Genomic DNA, 14,547 nt, shown 5'->3' with positions numbered 1-14,547 from the left:
GGTCCCCGCGCGCTCAGCCCTGCTGACGCGAGGGCAGGTGCGCCACGGGCTTGCTGACACGAGGATGGGGCCGGTGTGGCACCTCGCGCGGGGCGGCGAAGAGGCTGTCCTGCCCGTGCTGGAGGAACACCTCGCCGTGGGCCACCTCGCGCACGTCGGACAGACGGACGGCGAAGTCCCTGCGGCGGAAGAAGCCCTTCTCCACGATGAACTCCTCGTCCTGGATGTCGACGACGCGCCCGAGCTTGTGCCCATCGATGCTGCGCACCGTCATCCCCTTCTGGATCTCCGATCTGTCGAACATGCGCTCCGCTCCCCGGGCCGCCGTGGTGACGCGGCCCTGGTGGGAAGTTGTTCTCTGGACAGTTCGGGTGCACCGGCGATCCGACACGGTGCTCGCTCCGCGCCGGGCTCGGAGTGATGGGCGCCTGGAGGGCGAGGGGGCGTGTAGGGGCTCGCGGCGCGTCGCGAGTGCTGGTGTGGCGCGGGGCCGTGCCCATCTTCTGCCTGGAGGTGCCGCATGCTCGTTGGCTTCATGGCGTCACGGACAGGGCGATGGCTCCGCATCCTGGCGGGCGCCGGGATGGTGCTGGGAGGGCTCTCGTCGAGTTCACCGCGTGGCGCGGTGGTGGCCCTGGTGGGGTTGGGGCCGCTGGTGGCGGGGGCGCTGGACCTGTGCCTGCTCGGCCCGCTCTTCGGACGCTCCATCAAGGGCGCGGACATCCGCCGCGGCCTGGGGATGCCCGAGGAGCTGCGCCTGTTCAAGACGCGCTACGAGCGGCTCTCCCCGCGCGCCCGCATGATGCTGCACTGAGCCACGGAGGGTTCAGCGCGCGGCGCTCTCGGCGTGGGCCTGGGACGCGGGCAGGGCCTGGGGCGTGCCCGGCTTGACGGAGATGAGCTGGATCTCCCGCCGCGTGTGCGTCACCCGCGAGCCGTGGGTCCAGCCCACCAGGAACGCATAGCGCGCGTACTCGAGCGCGGCGCGTGGCCCCCGCGCCAGCCTGCTGCGGAAGATGCTCTTGCCCGCCTTGACGGGCGTGAGGCCCGCCCGCGCGGACGCGTCCGCCAGGTTCTTCTCGTAGAAGTAGACGTGGTGCTGCCACCCGCGCCGGTCCGGCCGGAACGAGCTCCCGCGCCGCGGCATGAGGGTGTGCTTGTAGTAGGCCGCGTCCGGGACGATGAGGAAGGCCACGCCCCCGGGCCGCAGCACGCGGTGGATCTCCCGCAGGCCGTCGATGGGGCTCGGGATGTGCTCCAGCGTGTGCTTGGCCGTGACGATGTCGAATGACTCGTCCGCGAAGGGCATCTTGTCCAGCGAGCCGCGCTCGGCCCGGAAGCCGCGCTCGCGGCAGAGCTGCACGGCGAAGTCCGAGAAGTCCATCCCCATCTCGGACAGGCCCAGCGACTTCGCCGCCGCGAGCACGTACCCGGCCGAGCACCCCACGTCCAGCAGGCTGCGGGCATGCGGGGCGAACTCCAGGCACGCGAGGATCTGCCGCTGGCACTTGCGCACGCGGTGATCCCACCGCGCCAGGTAGCCGGCGGGGGTGAAGCGGAAGTACTTCTCCTCGTAGCCGTCGCCCAGCCCGGGCTGCTGCTCCTGCTTGTAGATGAGGCCGCACCCGGCGCAGCGGCCGAAGCGCAGCTCGGGGAAGGTGACCACCTCGCTGGCCTCCCGGGCGCCGCAGATGGGGCAGGAGGCAAGGAAGGTGGTGCGGGACAGGGCTTTGGACTCGGTAGGCATCGCTGAGGCGGCGCAGACTAGCGAAGTCCGCTCCCGGGCGCTCGCGGCGCGGCGCTCGGGCTGGCTCAGTGGACCTCGAAGGGGATGCTCAGGGCGCCGAACGGCTCGCCCGTGGAGGCATCCACCAGCTTCACCTTCAGGGTGACGACGTCATCCATCCGCAGCGCCTCCTCGAAGTAGACGAAGCCCTGGCGGCTCTGCCCATCCTCCAGCGGGCCCTCCGCGAAGGCCTGGCGCAGCATGTCCGGGGACGGCAGGGCGCCGAGCTCGCCGCTCGAGGCACACGTGAGGCAGGGCGGCGGGGTGTAGGGAGAGACGCCGTTGTGGGAGGTGTACGTCATGTCATACGGGGCCGGCTGACGGCTCGAGGTGCGTGCCTGATAGGCGCGAGGAACCAGCCGGGTGCCGTACACGTCCCCAGGCGGCCGGAAGCTGGTGTCCCGCGCGGCCAGGAGCTGACCCAGCTCCTTCGGAGCGCGCGCGACATAGCTCTTGCGGCCCTCGAGCTCGAAGCTCGCGTACTGCACGCTCAGTGTCCGCCCGCTGCGGTTCTCCAGCCGGACCTCCAGGGGGGTGAAGTGGCGCTCGAGGTTTCGCGGCCGGCCCTTCCAGTTCGAGCCATACGCTACCAGCGTCACCCCATGCTCACCGATGACGGCGGCCGTGCCCTCTTCCGTCAGCGGGATGGCGCCCGTCTGGGGGCGCAGCTGTCCATCATGGGTGCAGCCAGCGGTGAGCAGCAGTGCGACGACTCCGAGCCAATGCGTCCGCATGAGAGCCTCCCTGGAAGCGGCTCATTGTCTCACGGGCCCGAGCTCGTTCCCAGCCCGCTGTCGGCGCGGGCGGCGCCGCCGATGAAGCTCCAGTCCTGGCTACGGGCCCACTCCTCGAAGGTGTGCCAGGGCACCTCCAGGATCTCGTGGCGCAGGGTGAGCACGTCGGCGTGGTAGCCCACGCGCTCGAGCCACTCGAACATCAGCGCCATGTCCTCGCTGCGCTCGCGAAGCAGGTCCAGCGGCAGCTGCTCGTAGTGGATGCGGTGGCCGCTCACGTACGAGAGCAGATCCGTCGCCTGCTGCGGCGTCACCTCGTCCGAGGCGATGTCGATGCGCTCACCATAGAAGTCCTCAGCGTTGCCGATGATGTGGGCGACGAAGCAGGCCAGGTCCTCCAGGGCCACCATCTGCAGGCCCCGGGTGGGCGACAGGGGCAGGCTGAGCACGCCGGCCTCGAGGCCCTCGCGGATGAGGGAGCCGGTGAAGTTCTCCATGAAGAACGTCGGGCCCACGATGGTGTAGGGCAGGTTGGAGCGGCGCAGGTAGAGCTCCACCTGGTGCTTGCTGTCGAAGTGGGGCACGCCGGTGTGCTGGTCGGCCCCCGCCACCGAGGAGTAGATGAAGTGCCTCACGCCCGCTCGCCGGGCGGCGTCCACCAGGTTCATGCCCTGGCGCACCTCGGCCTCGAGCCCCGCCTCGAAGGGCGTGGCCATGGCGAAGACGGTGTCCACGCGGCGCATGGCTGCTTCCAGGGAGACGGGATCATCGAAGTCACCGAGCGCCAGCTTCACTCCCAGGCCTTCCAGGGCGTGCGCCGTCGCGGAGTCCGGGTTCCGGGTGAGGGCCATGACGCGGTAGCCCCGGTGGAGCAGCTGGCGGACCAGCGCACCACCCTGGCGGCCCGTGGCGCCCGTCACCAGCACGGAGAGAGGGAAATCCATGTGCAGTGCCTCCGGCACATCTGTTCCCTGTAAGCTGCGCGCGCACCGGAGGGACCGCGAGCACCTGCGTCATGCCTGGATGCTGACCGGCCGAGGGTGGAGAGGTGGGAGTCCTGGCCGACCCGGCTTGCCCTGGAGAAGAAACTCTGCGGTGCTTGGATGTGCGGATAGCATCCGGGAGAGCGTGTGTGGTGAGGGACAGACCCTGGGCGGATTCCAGCATGGCGACTTCCGATGAGGTGTCCTCCAGGAGGGTGGCAGCGGCCGACGGCGACGGAGCGGGCGCGCCACGGCAGGCAGGTTCGGGCCGTCCACAGGAGCAGTCCGTCGACGAGCTGACGGAGGGCACCGGCCCCATCTCCGCGCCGGCCGAGACGCTGGTCAGCGAGGACCTCCAGGACACCTACGTCCTGCTGCTCGACGCGGCGGCCGGGCGAGGCACGCCCTGGGTGAAGGATGTGCCGCCCTCCTGCTACCTGGAGACGAACGTCACGGTGGCCGCGCAGCTGCGGGCCGGAGAGCTGCCGCCGCTGAGTCTCGCCGAGCCGATGACGGTTCCGGAGGGCAGCACCCTGCGCTGGGAGGCCTCGGGCGAGGGGCAGGGGGCTCAGGGGCGGCTCCACGAGGTGAGCCGGTTGGATTCGCAGCTCATGCGCGTCACCACCACGTCCATGCGCGGGCAGGTGGAGGACCCCTTCGCGGGGCTGGAGCCGCTGGGTGAGGGGGCGCAGGAGCGCGTGATGCCGGTGCTGGAGCGCTCGCTGGGGCGGACCGCGGACCTGGACCTGTCCCGCGAGGGGACGCTGGGGGCCTACCAGCACTTCATCAGCACGGGCGCGGTGCCGCTGGCGGATCCGGATGGCGGGGTGCTGCGCTCGGGGCGGGTGGCGGTGTTCACGCAGCAGCGCGCGCCGGGAGCGGAGCTGGCGTACCTGCGACAGTTCCGGCGGCTGGATGCCGAGAGCGTGCTGAACGTGCAGTGGTCGGCCGAGTACGACGACGGCAGCGTGGAGGTGCGCGCCTCGGCCCGCTTCACCGGGCGCATGGTGCTCTGGCACGTGGTGATCGACTCCGCGGGGCAGCAGACGCGCGGAGACCTGTCGGTGGTCTTCAGCCACCTGTCGCCGCGGACCGTGGCGGCCCTGGCGCGGGGACTGCGAGGCGAGGCGGAGGGCCTGGAGGGGCGGTGGCACGCCGAGCTGCTGCTGGCGGACCAGGAGGTCATGCTGTGGCGGGACCTGGCGCGCCTGCGCGTGTGTGAGCGCAACGGCCTGGACCCGGCCCGCTTCGAGCGGGAGGCCCGGACCGAGGCGATGGAACTCTGGCAGGGCGAAGTGGGGCTGCAGACGCTGGCGCTCGCGCGCACGCCGGACGAGGTGGGCGACATGCTGGTCCGCCTGGGCAACACCGCCGAGTCCGCCGCCGAGGCGCTCGCGCGGCTCATGCTGGACCTCGGAGCGCCCCTGGAGGGGACGCTCCGGATCGCTCCGGCCCAGTCCGCCTGAGGCTCGGCTCAGCGCTTCTTCGTCGGGCGCCGAGCCGTGCCGCGCGTCGTCTTCTTCGCGGTGGGCTTCGCCTTCGCGGTGGGCTTGCTGACTCCACGCGCCGTTCGCGCCACCGCCGTGGTGCTGGCGATGCGCTTCGCTCCTCGGGTCGGCTTGGGTGCCGGCTTCGACGGTTTCGCCTTGGGCTGGACCCTGGCCTGGGCCTTGGCTCGGGTCGTGGCCTTCTGGGGGCTCGCCGTCTTCCGCTTCGCCGGGCTTCGCCGCGCCACGGTGGTGTGGTGCTCGCGCTTGGAGGCCGCACGCTTCGCCGGCGTGCGCTTGGAGGCCCCACGCTTCGTCGCCATGCGCTGTCGTGGGGGCGGCTCCACCTCCGGCGTCACGGCTTGCGGCTCGGGCAGCTCGGGCTCCTGCGTGGCCTCTTCGGCAGGTGCCAGCGTGGCCTCCGGGGCCGCACGCTCCGGGGCGGGCGCTTCGGCCGTCATGGGGAGCTCGACCTGAGCAGGGGGCTCGGCCTCCATCGTCATTTCCACCTGGGGCGTGGACTCGGGCTCCATCGCCAGCTCCACCGGAGGCTCGACCAGCTCCTCGGAGGCCTCGTCCAGGAGCTGCTCCGCCTCGCGGTCCATCCGTCGAGCCTGGGCTCTCATGATGGTCTCCGCGTGGTGCTGGCCGTAGTGCAGGCCTTCCTGCTCGGGCAGAGGTGTCTCGCTCTTCACAGGATGATGGCTGTCCTGCGTGGTGCCGACCTTGCTCGGGTCCGGTTTCACTGCCGTGAAGTGGTCGAAGCTATAGCTCCTGGGCATGCCTCTCTCCTTGTCGCGGGGGGCATGCAGGCCCCCGGAGGAAAGGTAGGCAGTCCCCTTGTCCGGAAGTACAACCCGAGCAGGCAGGCAGGCCAGGGCTGCTTGGGGTCGAGTGGCTGGCAGGGCGGCTCCGGGTGATGTCCATCAGCAACGCTCCCGGTGCGCCCAGCTCGCTCCGGAAGTGGCAACGGGCACGGGCCGTGCCATGGTGGCCGCCCTATGAGCAAGCGCGACAAGTCGCCCTCCTCCGAGCTGGTTGCCGCCGCCGAGTCCCTCGAGTCCCAGCTCACCCGCTTCGAGTCGCTCGCCGACCAGCTCCGCAAGGCCCCGCTGAACTCCGAGAAGAGCCTGGAGCGCGCCTCGAAGCTGCTGCGCGACGTGGCCGAGCAGGACCAGGTCCTCAACGCCAGCGTGAGCGCGCTCGTGGCGGCCGTGACGGCGGCCCGGGACAGGCAGCAGCAGCAGGCCGAGGCCGTCAACGCCCGCGCCCAGGAGCTGCAGCATCGCGCGGAGACGTTCAAGGCGCTCCTGGAGCGCTACGGCGCGCTGGGGCAGAGCGCCGCGGAGCTCAACCAGCGGATGCAGGAGTTCGCCGCCCAGCGCGCCAAGGCCCAGACGCCCGAGCAGAACACGGAGCTCATCGGCACCCTGGACGCCCTCAACGATCGGATGGTGGAGGTGGCCCAGGAGGCCCAGGCCGTCACGAAGCTCGCCGAGGAGCAGGACTTCACGGACGTGGGGCGGCAGGCGGACTCGCTGCGCCAGCAGCTGCTCTCGGCGCGCAACAAGCTGGGCCTGCTGCGCAATGGGCTCGCGTCCGCCTGAGCGGGTGCCCCGGCCTCAGCTCAGGTAGGTGGGGGTGAAGGCGTCCGGATCATCGATGGCCCGGCGCCCCGCGAAGCCCGCGTCCAGCTCGTGCCAGTGGGACACCGACTTCTCCCCGTAGCGCCAGCACAGGTACACCGTGCGCCCGCTGAGCTGCGCGTGGAAGTCCACCAGCCCGTTGGCGGCCTTCACCTCGATGCCCATCTCCTCGAGCTGCTGCAGCTCCGCGCGGATCTTCTCGACCAGCCCGTCGTGCTCCTCCCGGAGCTGCTCGGTGTGCGCGTCCCGCGTGCCCCGGCTCCGGAGCGCATCCAGCTCTCCGGCGAGCCGCTGCACGTTCTCCACCCAGGGGCGGACGCGCTCGAAGACGCCGTTCAGCAGGGGAATGAGCCGATTCGCCTCGTCCACGCCGAAGTAACGCATTGCCCGAAGCATGCAGCGTGCTCCTCCCCCGACGCCAACAGGATGCGTCGGATTGTGGCGTGGAGTCCATCCTTGTCCCGGGTTTCCTCACCCACCGGGAAGGCCGGGCTGATCCGTGGCGAAGGCCGGGGAGGCTCTACCCGCGCAGCAGGGAGCGCAGGTGCTCGTGCTGCCACCGCAGGGCCGCATCGAGCAGCGGGAAGGCCCGCTCGCGCTCGAGGAAGCGCGCCGAGTGCGAGGAGGGACAGCTCCCGGGCTCCTCCGGGAAGAGCTGGTGCAGCATCGCGTGGAAGACGACGGCGTCCACGACGAAGGCCGGCACGTGGGGCTGATCCAGCGCGGGGTGGACGCGGATCTCCCGCAGCCGCTCGTCGTAGATGGCCAGGCGGATCGTCTTCCGCTGCTTGCGGCCCGGGCGCCGCGCCCAGCCGATGTCCGCCTGGAGCTGGCCCTGGAAGTGCGTGGCGTTGAGGCGCTCGAAGATGGAGCGCAGCTCGAAGCACTGGCCGCGCGCCTTGAGGGGAGCGCCGGGCCGCCGCGTGCGCCGCACCCGCGTCTGCTGCGTTCGGGTGTACTCCTCCAGCGTGGCCCGGGCCCGCGCATCTCCCTGCCCTATAAAGGTGGCGATGGCCCTCACCACGGCGTCCGGCGCGTCGAGGAAGAGGTGATGGACGCGCAGGCGCAGCGCGTCGGGGTGGCGGCGGAAGCTGACCAGCGTGGCCCGGTTGTCGGTGAGGGTGAGGTGGACCGGGAGCTTCAGCAGCGCGGACAGCCGGTGGGCCAGCTCGGCGGCCCGGGGCAGGGTGTCGATGCGGGCGGGGAGGGTCAGCTGCTCGCCCGAGGAGGGCGCGGGTGCCTGGGGCCTGGGCGAGCGAGCACGCTCGGGCCCAGGGCGTGAGGCCCCCGGCACGTCGAAGAGCGCGAGCTGCTCGGGCGGCTGCAGGCTCATGGACGTGAAACTAAGTCCACTCGCGGACGCTTCCCAGCCCCCTGGAGGGCAGGGAGTCCACGGCCAGACGCTCAGAGCCCCAGGAACGCCAGCAGCGCGCCCAGGTCCTCATCCGAGAGGGCCTCCCGGCTGTAGGGCGGCATGCTGCCGCCGACGCCGAAGAACTGGCCGTGGCGCACCTTCTCGATGACGACGAGCTGGTGCGGCACTCCCGGGAAGAGCGCGTCGTAGTCCTCCACCACCTCCGGCAGGATGGAGGCGAGCTCGGTGAGGCGCCCCTTTCCGGTGTGCGTCTCGCCGTGGCACGTCTGGCAGGCGGTGCGGTACACCTCGGCGCCGCGGCTGGCGTTCCCTCGCGGCACGTCCTCGATGTTCTTCACCACGGTGAAGGGAAGGGCGGGGGCCTCCGTGTCCGGGCTGATGCTCACGAGGTACTCGTACAGGGCACGAGACTTCGGGTCCTCCGGCGTCAGCGGCGACACGCCCCGCATGAAGTTCACGTAGCAGAAGTTCACCGCGCTCAGCAGGTTCGTCTCGTAGCCGCCCCACCAGCTCGGGCGGAAGGCCGAGTTGTAGAGCGAGTAGCCCGCGCGGACGTGTCCGGGCTCCGGCGTGGCGCTGGTGCCGTGGCACGTCGCGCACGAGAAGCTGTTGAACTCGCTCTCGGACAGCCGCGCGTCCTGGAACAGCTCCTCACCGAAGTCCGCCGCGGTGGTGGGCCCGCCACAGCCCACCGCGAGCAGGCCGGCCGCCAGCAGTCCCCACCTCATGGCTGCCTCCGGAGCAGGGCCACCGAGTCCGGGAAGATGCCCACCTGGACCGTCTTCACCACCTTGCGCTCGGCCAGGTCCACGACGTGGAACGTGCCGGGGCCCACGTGGTCGCCCTCGCAGACGACGAGCCCGTGCCGCTCGTCCGGCGTCAGCATCACCTGGTGGATGTTGAGGCAGCCGCTGGGCGCCAGGGGAATCTCGGGCGGTATATAGGAGGGGCTGGCCAGCTCGGGGTCGATGACGGCGATGGACTCGACGCCCTGGTACGGCATGTAGAGGGTGCGGCCGTCGGCGGTGAAGGCGCCGAACATCGGCGAGCCGTCCAGGCGCACCGTGCGGTCGGGATTCATGGTGAGCGTCACCGGGTCCAGGTACTGCACGGAGCGGCTCGACAGCGAGCTGACCCACACCGCGCCCGTGGGGGACACGGTGAGCGCGTAGGGCTCGTGTCGGGGGGAGACGGCCGTCCCGGCGTTGGGGGCCACCTTCACGCGCGACACCGGGTAGGTCGGCTGCGTCAGGTCCACGATGGCCACCTCATCGGACCAGCAGGCGATGTACGCGCGGCGCTCGTCCGGGGACAGGCGCACCGCGTGAGGCGCGGGGCACACGGACACCATCGCCTTTCGCGTCATCGTCTGCGCGTCGAGGATGGCCATGCGCGAGTCCATCTCGCGCTCGGGCCCGTTGCGCTTGGCGACCTCGGCGATCTTCAGCAGATCGAAGTGCGTCTGGAACAGCGTGCGTCCGTCCTGGCTGAGGATGACATCGCCCGGGTTCGCGTCCACGCGCACCGAGCCGAGGAGCGTGTGGGTGGAGGCATCCATCTTGAGGCAGTAGCCGTCCGCCGTGCCCGCGCCGTGCGTGCCGTGGGGCCCCGAGCCCGCGCCGGGCACGTAGTTGGAGATGCCCACGTAATAGAAGTCCCCGTTCGGAGAGACCACCGCGTGGTGGGGCCCCTCCAGCTCCACGGGGTTGAGCCCCACCGGCACGCGCGCGAGCTCCTTCCAGTCCGCCGAGCCCAGGGTGTCCAGGTCCAGCAGGCTCAGGGTGTCATCCATGTTGTTGGTGATGATGACCCGCCCGGCGGGGCCGACGGGCGGCAGCGCCGGGGGAGCGGGCCACGGCTGCTCGGTGCCGTACTCCAGCTCGGGCACCTTCAGCGGGCCGGTGGTGTCCTTCTCCCCGCATGCGACCAGGGCCAGGGGCGCGAGCGCCGCCAGCAGCAGTCCGGAGCGCATCATGGCGTGGCCGCCCGGCGGAACGTGCGCGGCGTCGCCATCCGGAAGGGCCCCTCCTTGAGGCGGTTCTCCTGGAGGTAGGCGCTCGTCACCTGGATGGAGAGCTCCTGGCCGTTCGCTCCGGCGATGGTGCTCCACGACGCGGCGTCCATCTGCCACGACAGCTCCGAGGTGAGCACCTCGAGGGGACACTCGCGGCCCGGCACCGTCACCTGCACCAGATAGATGTCACCGGTGTAGGGCGGCAGGTGCGCCTCGGCCGTGGGGACGAGCAGCTCCCCCAGCCAGGCCAGCGGGCCGGGAGAGCGTCGGGGGAACGCCCGGGCGAGGCGACCCGGCTGGTGACGCTCCAGCGAGGCGCGCAGCGGCGACGTCCACGAGATGAGGGGCGGGGCCGCGTTGGCGGTGAGGGTCTCTCCCTCCGAGGGCGTCATCAGCGTCACGGCGCGCGAGGCGTCCATCGGCTTCTTCTGCGCGTCCACCATCGTCATCCACGCCTCGTCCGTGGCGGAGCCTCCATAGAGGGGCTCGCCGCACTTCGTCGGCTCCTCCTCGTTGCCGTCGCAGGCGGAGGTGAGCAGCAGCAGCGCGGAGGCGCAGACAGTCCCGAGGATGCGTCGTGTCGTCATGATGTTCAGGCTCTCTGGTTGGGGGCTCGCCGGGAGCGACGGCCGAGGGTGAGGGTGAGGAACAGGAGGGCCGCGGGGATCAGGCCCGTGGTGGCGCTGCAGCCGCCCTTCTTGGTGGGCGGAGGCTCCGGCTCGTTGGGCTCTTCCTGGACGCCCGCGTCGGGCGGTGGCTCCACGCCGCCATCGGTCTCGTTGTACACGGGCGCACCGAGGATGGACGCGAGCTGCGGCCAGCGCGGAGGGCAGAACTGCTGGACGGGCGTCCCCGCCGGGCAGACGTGGGAGCCCTGGATGCCGGTGAGGCCGAAGATGGGCTGCCAGGTCGTCCCCTCGTCGCGGCTGCTCGCCAGGGCCCAGTCGTGCACCCAGCTCGAGCCGCATCCATAGAGGGTGTCACCCACGCGCAGCGCGCACGCGTTGCCGTTCGGCAGGGGCAGCTCCTCGAACGCGCCATCCCGCCCTCGGTAGAGGTGGACGGGGGTGGCGACCCAGACGGTGCGGCCGTCCGCGGAGGCCTCCGCGCCGATGATGACATCCGCCGTCTCCATCGCCTGGGTCAGCGTGGCGCCACCGTCCGTGCTCACGAGCAGGTAGCTGAAGCCCTGCGCCGAGACGCGGGCCCAGAGGACGTCTGGCGAGGCATCGCTCACCAGCAGGAGGATGAGATCATACGGGCGCTGGAACTGGGGCAGCGGCTGCGGCAGCCGGGCCCACGTCTGGCCCCCGTCGTCGCTGCGGAAGAGGAACATCCCGTCCGGATCCTGGGCGGAGACGTAGAGCCGCAGCGGGTTGGAGGCCGAGATGCGGATGGCGGAGTAGCGGACCTCCGGGCGCAGCACCGTGAGGGGCGTCCACGTCTGTCCCCCGTCGTCCGAGCGGAAGATGCCGTTGCCCACGGAGGGCCGGCCCGTGGTGGCGTACATGAGGCGCTCGTTCGTCGGGTGCACGGCGAGGTTGGTGACCCACGTGTCCTTGAAGAACGGGTGCGAGGTCCACGTGCAGCCCCCGTCGCTCGAGCGGATGAGCGCGCTGCCCGTGGCGGCGAGGATCTCTCCGCCCGTCAGCCAGAAGTACTTCTCCGGGCGCCAGGCGCCGATGCCCATGCCCTCGGGGCACAGCCACCGCCAGCTCTGCCCCTGGTCCCTCGAGATGACCGCGCCGAACGAGGCGCCCGCGATGAAGTCGCTCTGGCTGCCGCGGCGCGCGCTGAGGCTGCTCGTCTCGGGCAGGCCCGCGTGGGCCAGCGCTGGGAGGGCGCGCAGCGTGAGCAGCACCAGCAGCAGCCTCCAGCAGGAAGAGGGGGGCGTCTTCATCGATGTGGGCTCCAGGCGGTGAACGTGCCGCGTACGATAGCGCCCGGACGTGCTCGCGGCGCGAGGGTCGCTCCACCTCGCAGGTGAAGCGATGTGGCTTTTTGCCGCAGGGAATGGAAGGCCCACTGCCTGGTTGCTCGCTTTGTGCATGAGGCGCTTCCCAGAACGCCGGCCCGCCGCGAAAGTGGCTCTTCTGCAGGGATCGTCGGTCTCGCAGGGAGGACGGAGGAGTCCACAGCGGGAGACAGTTGGAGGGGGGAAGCCCAAGCATAGCGCTGGGAAGAGAGCGTGGCAGCTGCTTTGAGGCGGTGGACACCGTGCGTCGGCAGGAGGTGGAGCCGCTGGGCAAATCCCCCGAGGAGCGGGCGCTCAAGAAGAGTCGACAGCTCCAACTCGGCCCCAGTCGCGCGCGCCGGGCAGCGCCTGATCGACGCGGTGAAGCGCGCCCGGGCGACAGCCACCGGCGCTGGCTCCCGGCTCGGGGCTCTGGAGCGCAACGACTTGGGCGCGTGGCGAGCGACCCAGCAGGCAGGACCGTAGCAGCGGCGCGGCGCTACCTGGAGGGGAGAGGGATGTGGCGAGCGTCCATGCGTCAGCGTCGGGCGCGAGGCCGCCCCCTACAGGGGGCGCCGGAGGTGAAGCACGGGCGCCACCCGGCGGCTCCTCCCCTTGCCTGTGGCAGCCCTCTAACCTGATCCCCTCCTCGCAAAAGGGGTGGCACATGAACCTGTGGCGTCCTCTGTGGAAGGCCGAGGCACTCTTCCCCGGGTTGCTCGGCGCCAGCGCCGGAGGAGCGACCCTCGAAGGGGTTGCCCGATGAGGAGCCAGGGAGCGAGCCAGTCCTCTCGGTTCCATGCGGCTGTCAGCTTCTTGCTGTTGGCGGTCTTGGCCGCGCCCGGGGCACAGGCCTCTGACGAGAGGAGCCAGATACGGGCCGTGGTGGGGGCGGGGGTTTCCCGGGGCACCGCGCTGGGCAGAGCGTGGGCGCCACGCACCTCGTACAGCATGAGCCTGTGGGGCCTGTCGGAAGCAGGCCAGGGGGTGGGGGCGCGCTTGAGCTTGCTGCCCCCGGCCACTTCCGCCGGGGCGTGGGAGCTGTCCACCGACGCGATGGCGCGCCTCACGGGCGAGGGGCCGCTGTACTTCAAGGCTCTCGGTGGAGTGGCCATCACCCCCCGCCCCATGTGGCCACCCCGGCTGCGCGCTGGCGGCGAAGTCGGGGTGCACGCCATCCGGGGGAGCATCGGCCTGGAGGTGGGCCTTGCTGGCGTGTACGCGTTCCCTCCCTCCAGGCCTACGCAAGGAGAAGGGGTGCTCTCCCTCGGAGTGGGTCTCCTCTTCGGCTTCGGCGCACCGTCGCGCACGCCTGCCCTCGCCTCGCCTCAGCACCCATGGGCGCAGCAGTCCGCCCACAGTCCACGAGGCGCCTTCCAGCCGCAGGGCTCGGGCTCCTCGTCCGCGGCAGAGGTGAGGACGGCGGGGCTCTCACCCGCTCCTTCGGAGGGGGTACACCTGCCCTCCGGCGAGCGGGATGTGATTCAGCAGATTCTGCTCTTGCGATTGCCCAGGGACGTCGCGCTCTGGTGGAAGGCGGGCCCCGGGGTGGACCTCCAGCACTGGAGCCACCCGCTGTCCGAGTGGGAACTCAAATACGCCGAGGCCCTGAGCGCGCAGACGGTGCCCGAGCCCCTCCGCATGTGGCCGCTGGTGACGCCACGGCGCCTCACCCCAGAGCAGACTGAGGACATGGAGCGGCGGCTGGGCACAGGCGCCGCCGCCGCCGAGGGGTATGCGCACTGGGAGAACCGACGGCGCATCGTCAACCACTACGTGTGGACGCACCCAGCCACCCTTCAGCTCTCGCTGGGGCTGTATGGGTTGGCCAGGGATGTCAGCCCGCTGCACTTCGCGCTGGAGCGCGGCTGGCAGATGGGCAGTGGCCAGGAGATGTTCACCGCACGGGAGGTGTCCCGGCTCGGCGCGGCCCAGGAGTTCTTCACGGCGCTGGCGGTGGGAGTGGCCGCTGGGAAGTTGATGACCGCCACGCGGCCGGTGCCCGGGTGGGGTGTCCCGGAGCCGGTGGGGCCGGTGCGCCCTGGCAGGGTGGAGGCTCCGCCCGCTCCGGCGAGAGCCGTGGCACCTGCTTCAGAGTCCGCTCCTGCGCCAGCACCGCCCCCACCGGCGCCGGGCACGCTGGTGCCCTCTCCGGAACTGGTCCAAGCCCTCACGGGCAAGAACCCAACGCCGCAGGTGCCCGCAGGCCCGCGTCTGCGTCAGGACATCACTGTCAAGCCGAAGGTGCCAGATCGACTCGACACAGGCCGTCCCATCAGCCCCAGCCCCAGGCAAAATGCGCAACTCCAGAGGGACATCAAGTACCTGCAGGACGAGCTAGGCGCCGAGAACATTCGAGTGAACCAGCAGCAACTGACGTTCAAGAACGGCCAGCGCGTGGGAATCAATCGGCCGGATCTGCAATTCGACTACAACAACCGCCGCTACTCTGTGGAGTATGACTCACCCACTTCGGGCCGTGGCCCTGGCCACCAGTCGCGCCTCACCGCCAACGACTCGGAAGCCATCATCATCCGGATCATCATCCCCGAGGAATGAGGCGTGCCT

At 70.9% G+C, this 14,547-nt stretch carries 15 protein-coding genes; 4 read left to right on the top strand and 11 right to left on the bottom strand.

Annotated features, from left to right (window positions below; all coding sequences use genetic code 11):
• Window positions 1–13 precede the first annotated feature (13 nt).
• Window positions 14–304: a PRC-barrel domain-containing protein gene (locus KY572_RS22360; protein ID WP_224244947.1), complete on the bottom strand. Its 291-nt coding sequence runs from the start codon at window positions 302–304 to the stop codon at window positions 14–16.
• A 216-nt stretch (window positions 305–520) separates the two neighbouring features.
• On the opposite strand from KY572_RS22360, the gene KY572_RS22355 reads away from it, so the two are divergent.
• On the top strand, window positions 521–814 hold the full coding sequence (locus tag KY572_RS22355; RefSeq protein WP_224244946.1) for a YgaP family membrane protein: 294 nt from the start codon (window positions 521–523) through the stop codon (window positions 812–814).
• Window positions 815–826: 12 nt separating this feature from the next.
• On the opposite strand, the gene KY572_RS22350 is transcribed toward KY572_RS22355, so the two are convergent.
• From KY572_RS22350 to KY572_RS22340, 3 genes are all read right to left on the bottom strand, one after another.
• A complete protein-coding gene (locus tag KY572_RS22350) occupies window positions 827–1,747 on the bottom strand; it encodes a class I SAM-dependent methyltransferase (RefSeq protein WP_224244945.1) in 921 nt (306 codons plus the stop codon).
• 65 nt (window positions 1,748–1,812) lie between these two features.
• Entirely contained in the window at window positions 1,813–2,520 is a 708-nt protein-coding gene (locus KY572_RS22345; protein ID WP_224244944.1) for a hypothetical protein, read from the bottom strand.
• A gap of 29 nt (window positions 2,521–2,549) precedes the next feature.
• Entirely contained in the window at window positions 2,550–3,464 is a 915-nt protein-coding gene (locus tag KY572_RS22340; protein ID WP_224244943.1) for an NmrA/HSCARG family protein, read from the bottom strand.
• A 221-nt stretch (window positions 3,465–3,685) separates the two neighbouring features.
• Between KY572_RS22340 and KY572_RS22335 the strand changes: the two genes are divergently transcribed.
• On the top strand, window positions 3,686–4,969 hold the full coding sequence (locus KY572_RS22335; RefSeq protein ID WP_224244942.1) for a hypothetical protein: 1,284 nt from the start codon (window positions 3,686–3,688) through the stop codon (window positions 4,967–4,969).
• A gap of 8 nt (window positions 4,970–4,977) precedes the next feature.
• On the opposite strand, the gene KY572_RS22330 is transcribed toward KY572_RS22335, so the two are convergent.
• On the bottom strand, window positions 4,978–5,772 hold the full coding sequence (locus tag KY572_RS22330) for a hypothetical protein (protein ID WP_224244941.1): 795 nt from the start codon (window positions 5,770–5,772) through the stop codon (window positions 4,978–4,980).
• A 219-nt stretch (window positions 5,773–5,991) separates the two neighbouring features.
• Between KY572_RS22330 and KY572_RS22325 the strand changes: the two genes are divergently transcribed.
• Window positions 5,992–6,597: a hypothetical protein gene (locus KY572_RS22325; RefSeq protein WP_224244940.1), complete on the top strand. Its 606-nt coding sequence runs from the start codon at window positions 5,992–5,994 to the stop codon at window positions 6,595–6,597.
• A 15-nt stretch (window positions 6,598–6,612) separates the two neighbouring features.
• Here KY572_RS22325 and KY572_RS22320 read toward each other — a convergent pair whose 3' ends face one another.
• The 6 genes from KY572_RS22320 to KY572_RS22295 form a co-directional block, all read right to left on the bottom strand.
• Window positions 6,613–7,032 (bottom strand): DUF2203 domain-containing protein, encoded by a 420-nt coding sequence (locus tag KY572_RS22320; RefSeq protein ID WP_224244939.1) that lies wholly within the window; start codon window positions 7,030–7,032, stop codon window positions 6,613–6,615.
• A gap of 124 nt (window positions 7,033–7,156) precedes the next feature.
• The gene (locus KY572_RS22315; protein ID WP_224244938.1) at window positions 7,157–7,969 is read right to left on the bottom strand and encodes a hypothetical protein; all 813 of its coding nucleotides are present in this window, start codon (window positions 7,967–7,969) and stop codon (window positions 7,157–7,159) included.
• Window positions 7,970–8,040: 71 nt separating this feature from the next.
• Window positions 8,041–8,739 (bottom strand): c-type cytochrome, encoded by a 699-nt coding sequence (locus KY572_RS22310; RefSeq protein ID WP_224244937.1) that lies wholly within the window; start codon window positions 8,737–8,739, stop codon window positions 8,041–8,043.
• Window positions 8,736–9,986, bottom strand: coding sequence for a YncE family protein (locus tag KY572_RS22305; protein ID WP_224244936.1), 1,251 nt, complete (start codon window positions 9,984–9,986; stop codon window positions 8,736–8,738). The genes KY572_RS22310 and KY572_RS22305 overlap by 4 nt, the downstream gene beginning before the upstream one ends.
• Window positions 9,983–10,612: a hypothetical protein gene (locus KY572_RS22300; RefSeq protein ID WP_224244935.1), complete on the bottom strand. Its 630-nt coding sequence runs from the start codon at window positions 10,610–10,612 to the stop codon at window positions 9,983–9,985. The genes KY572_RS22305 and KY572_RS22300 overlap by 4 nt, the downstream gene beginning before the upstream one ends.
• 5 nt (window positions 10,613–10,617) lie before the next feature.
• Window positions 10,618–11,925 (bottom strand): WD40/YVTN/BNR-like repeat-containing protein, encoded by a 1,308-nt coding sequence (locus KY572_RS22295; RefSeq protein ID WP_224244934.1) that lies wholly within the window; start codon window positions 11,923–11,925, stop codon window positions 10,618–10,620.
• Between the two features lie 1,053 nt (window positions 11,926–12,978).
• Between KY572_RS22295 and KY572_RS22290 the strand changes: the two genes are divergently transcribed.
• Window positions 12,979–14,538: a hypothetical protein gene (locus KY572_RS22290; RefSeq protein WP_224244933.1), complete on the top strand. Its 1,560-nt coding sequence runs from the start codon at window positions 12,979–12,981 to the stop codon at window positions 14,536–14,538.
• The last annotated feature ends 9 nt before the right edge of the window (window positions 14,539–14,547 follow it).

It is taken from the genome of Hyalangium gracile (genome assembly GCF_020103725.1).
GTDB lineage: Bacteria > Myxococcota > Myxococcia > Myxococcales > Myxococcaceae > Hyalangium > Hyalangium gracile.
The sequence above is the reverse complement of the archived record's forward strand: the minus strand, read 5'-3'. Positions and strand labels throughout refer to the sequence as shown.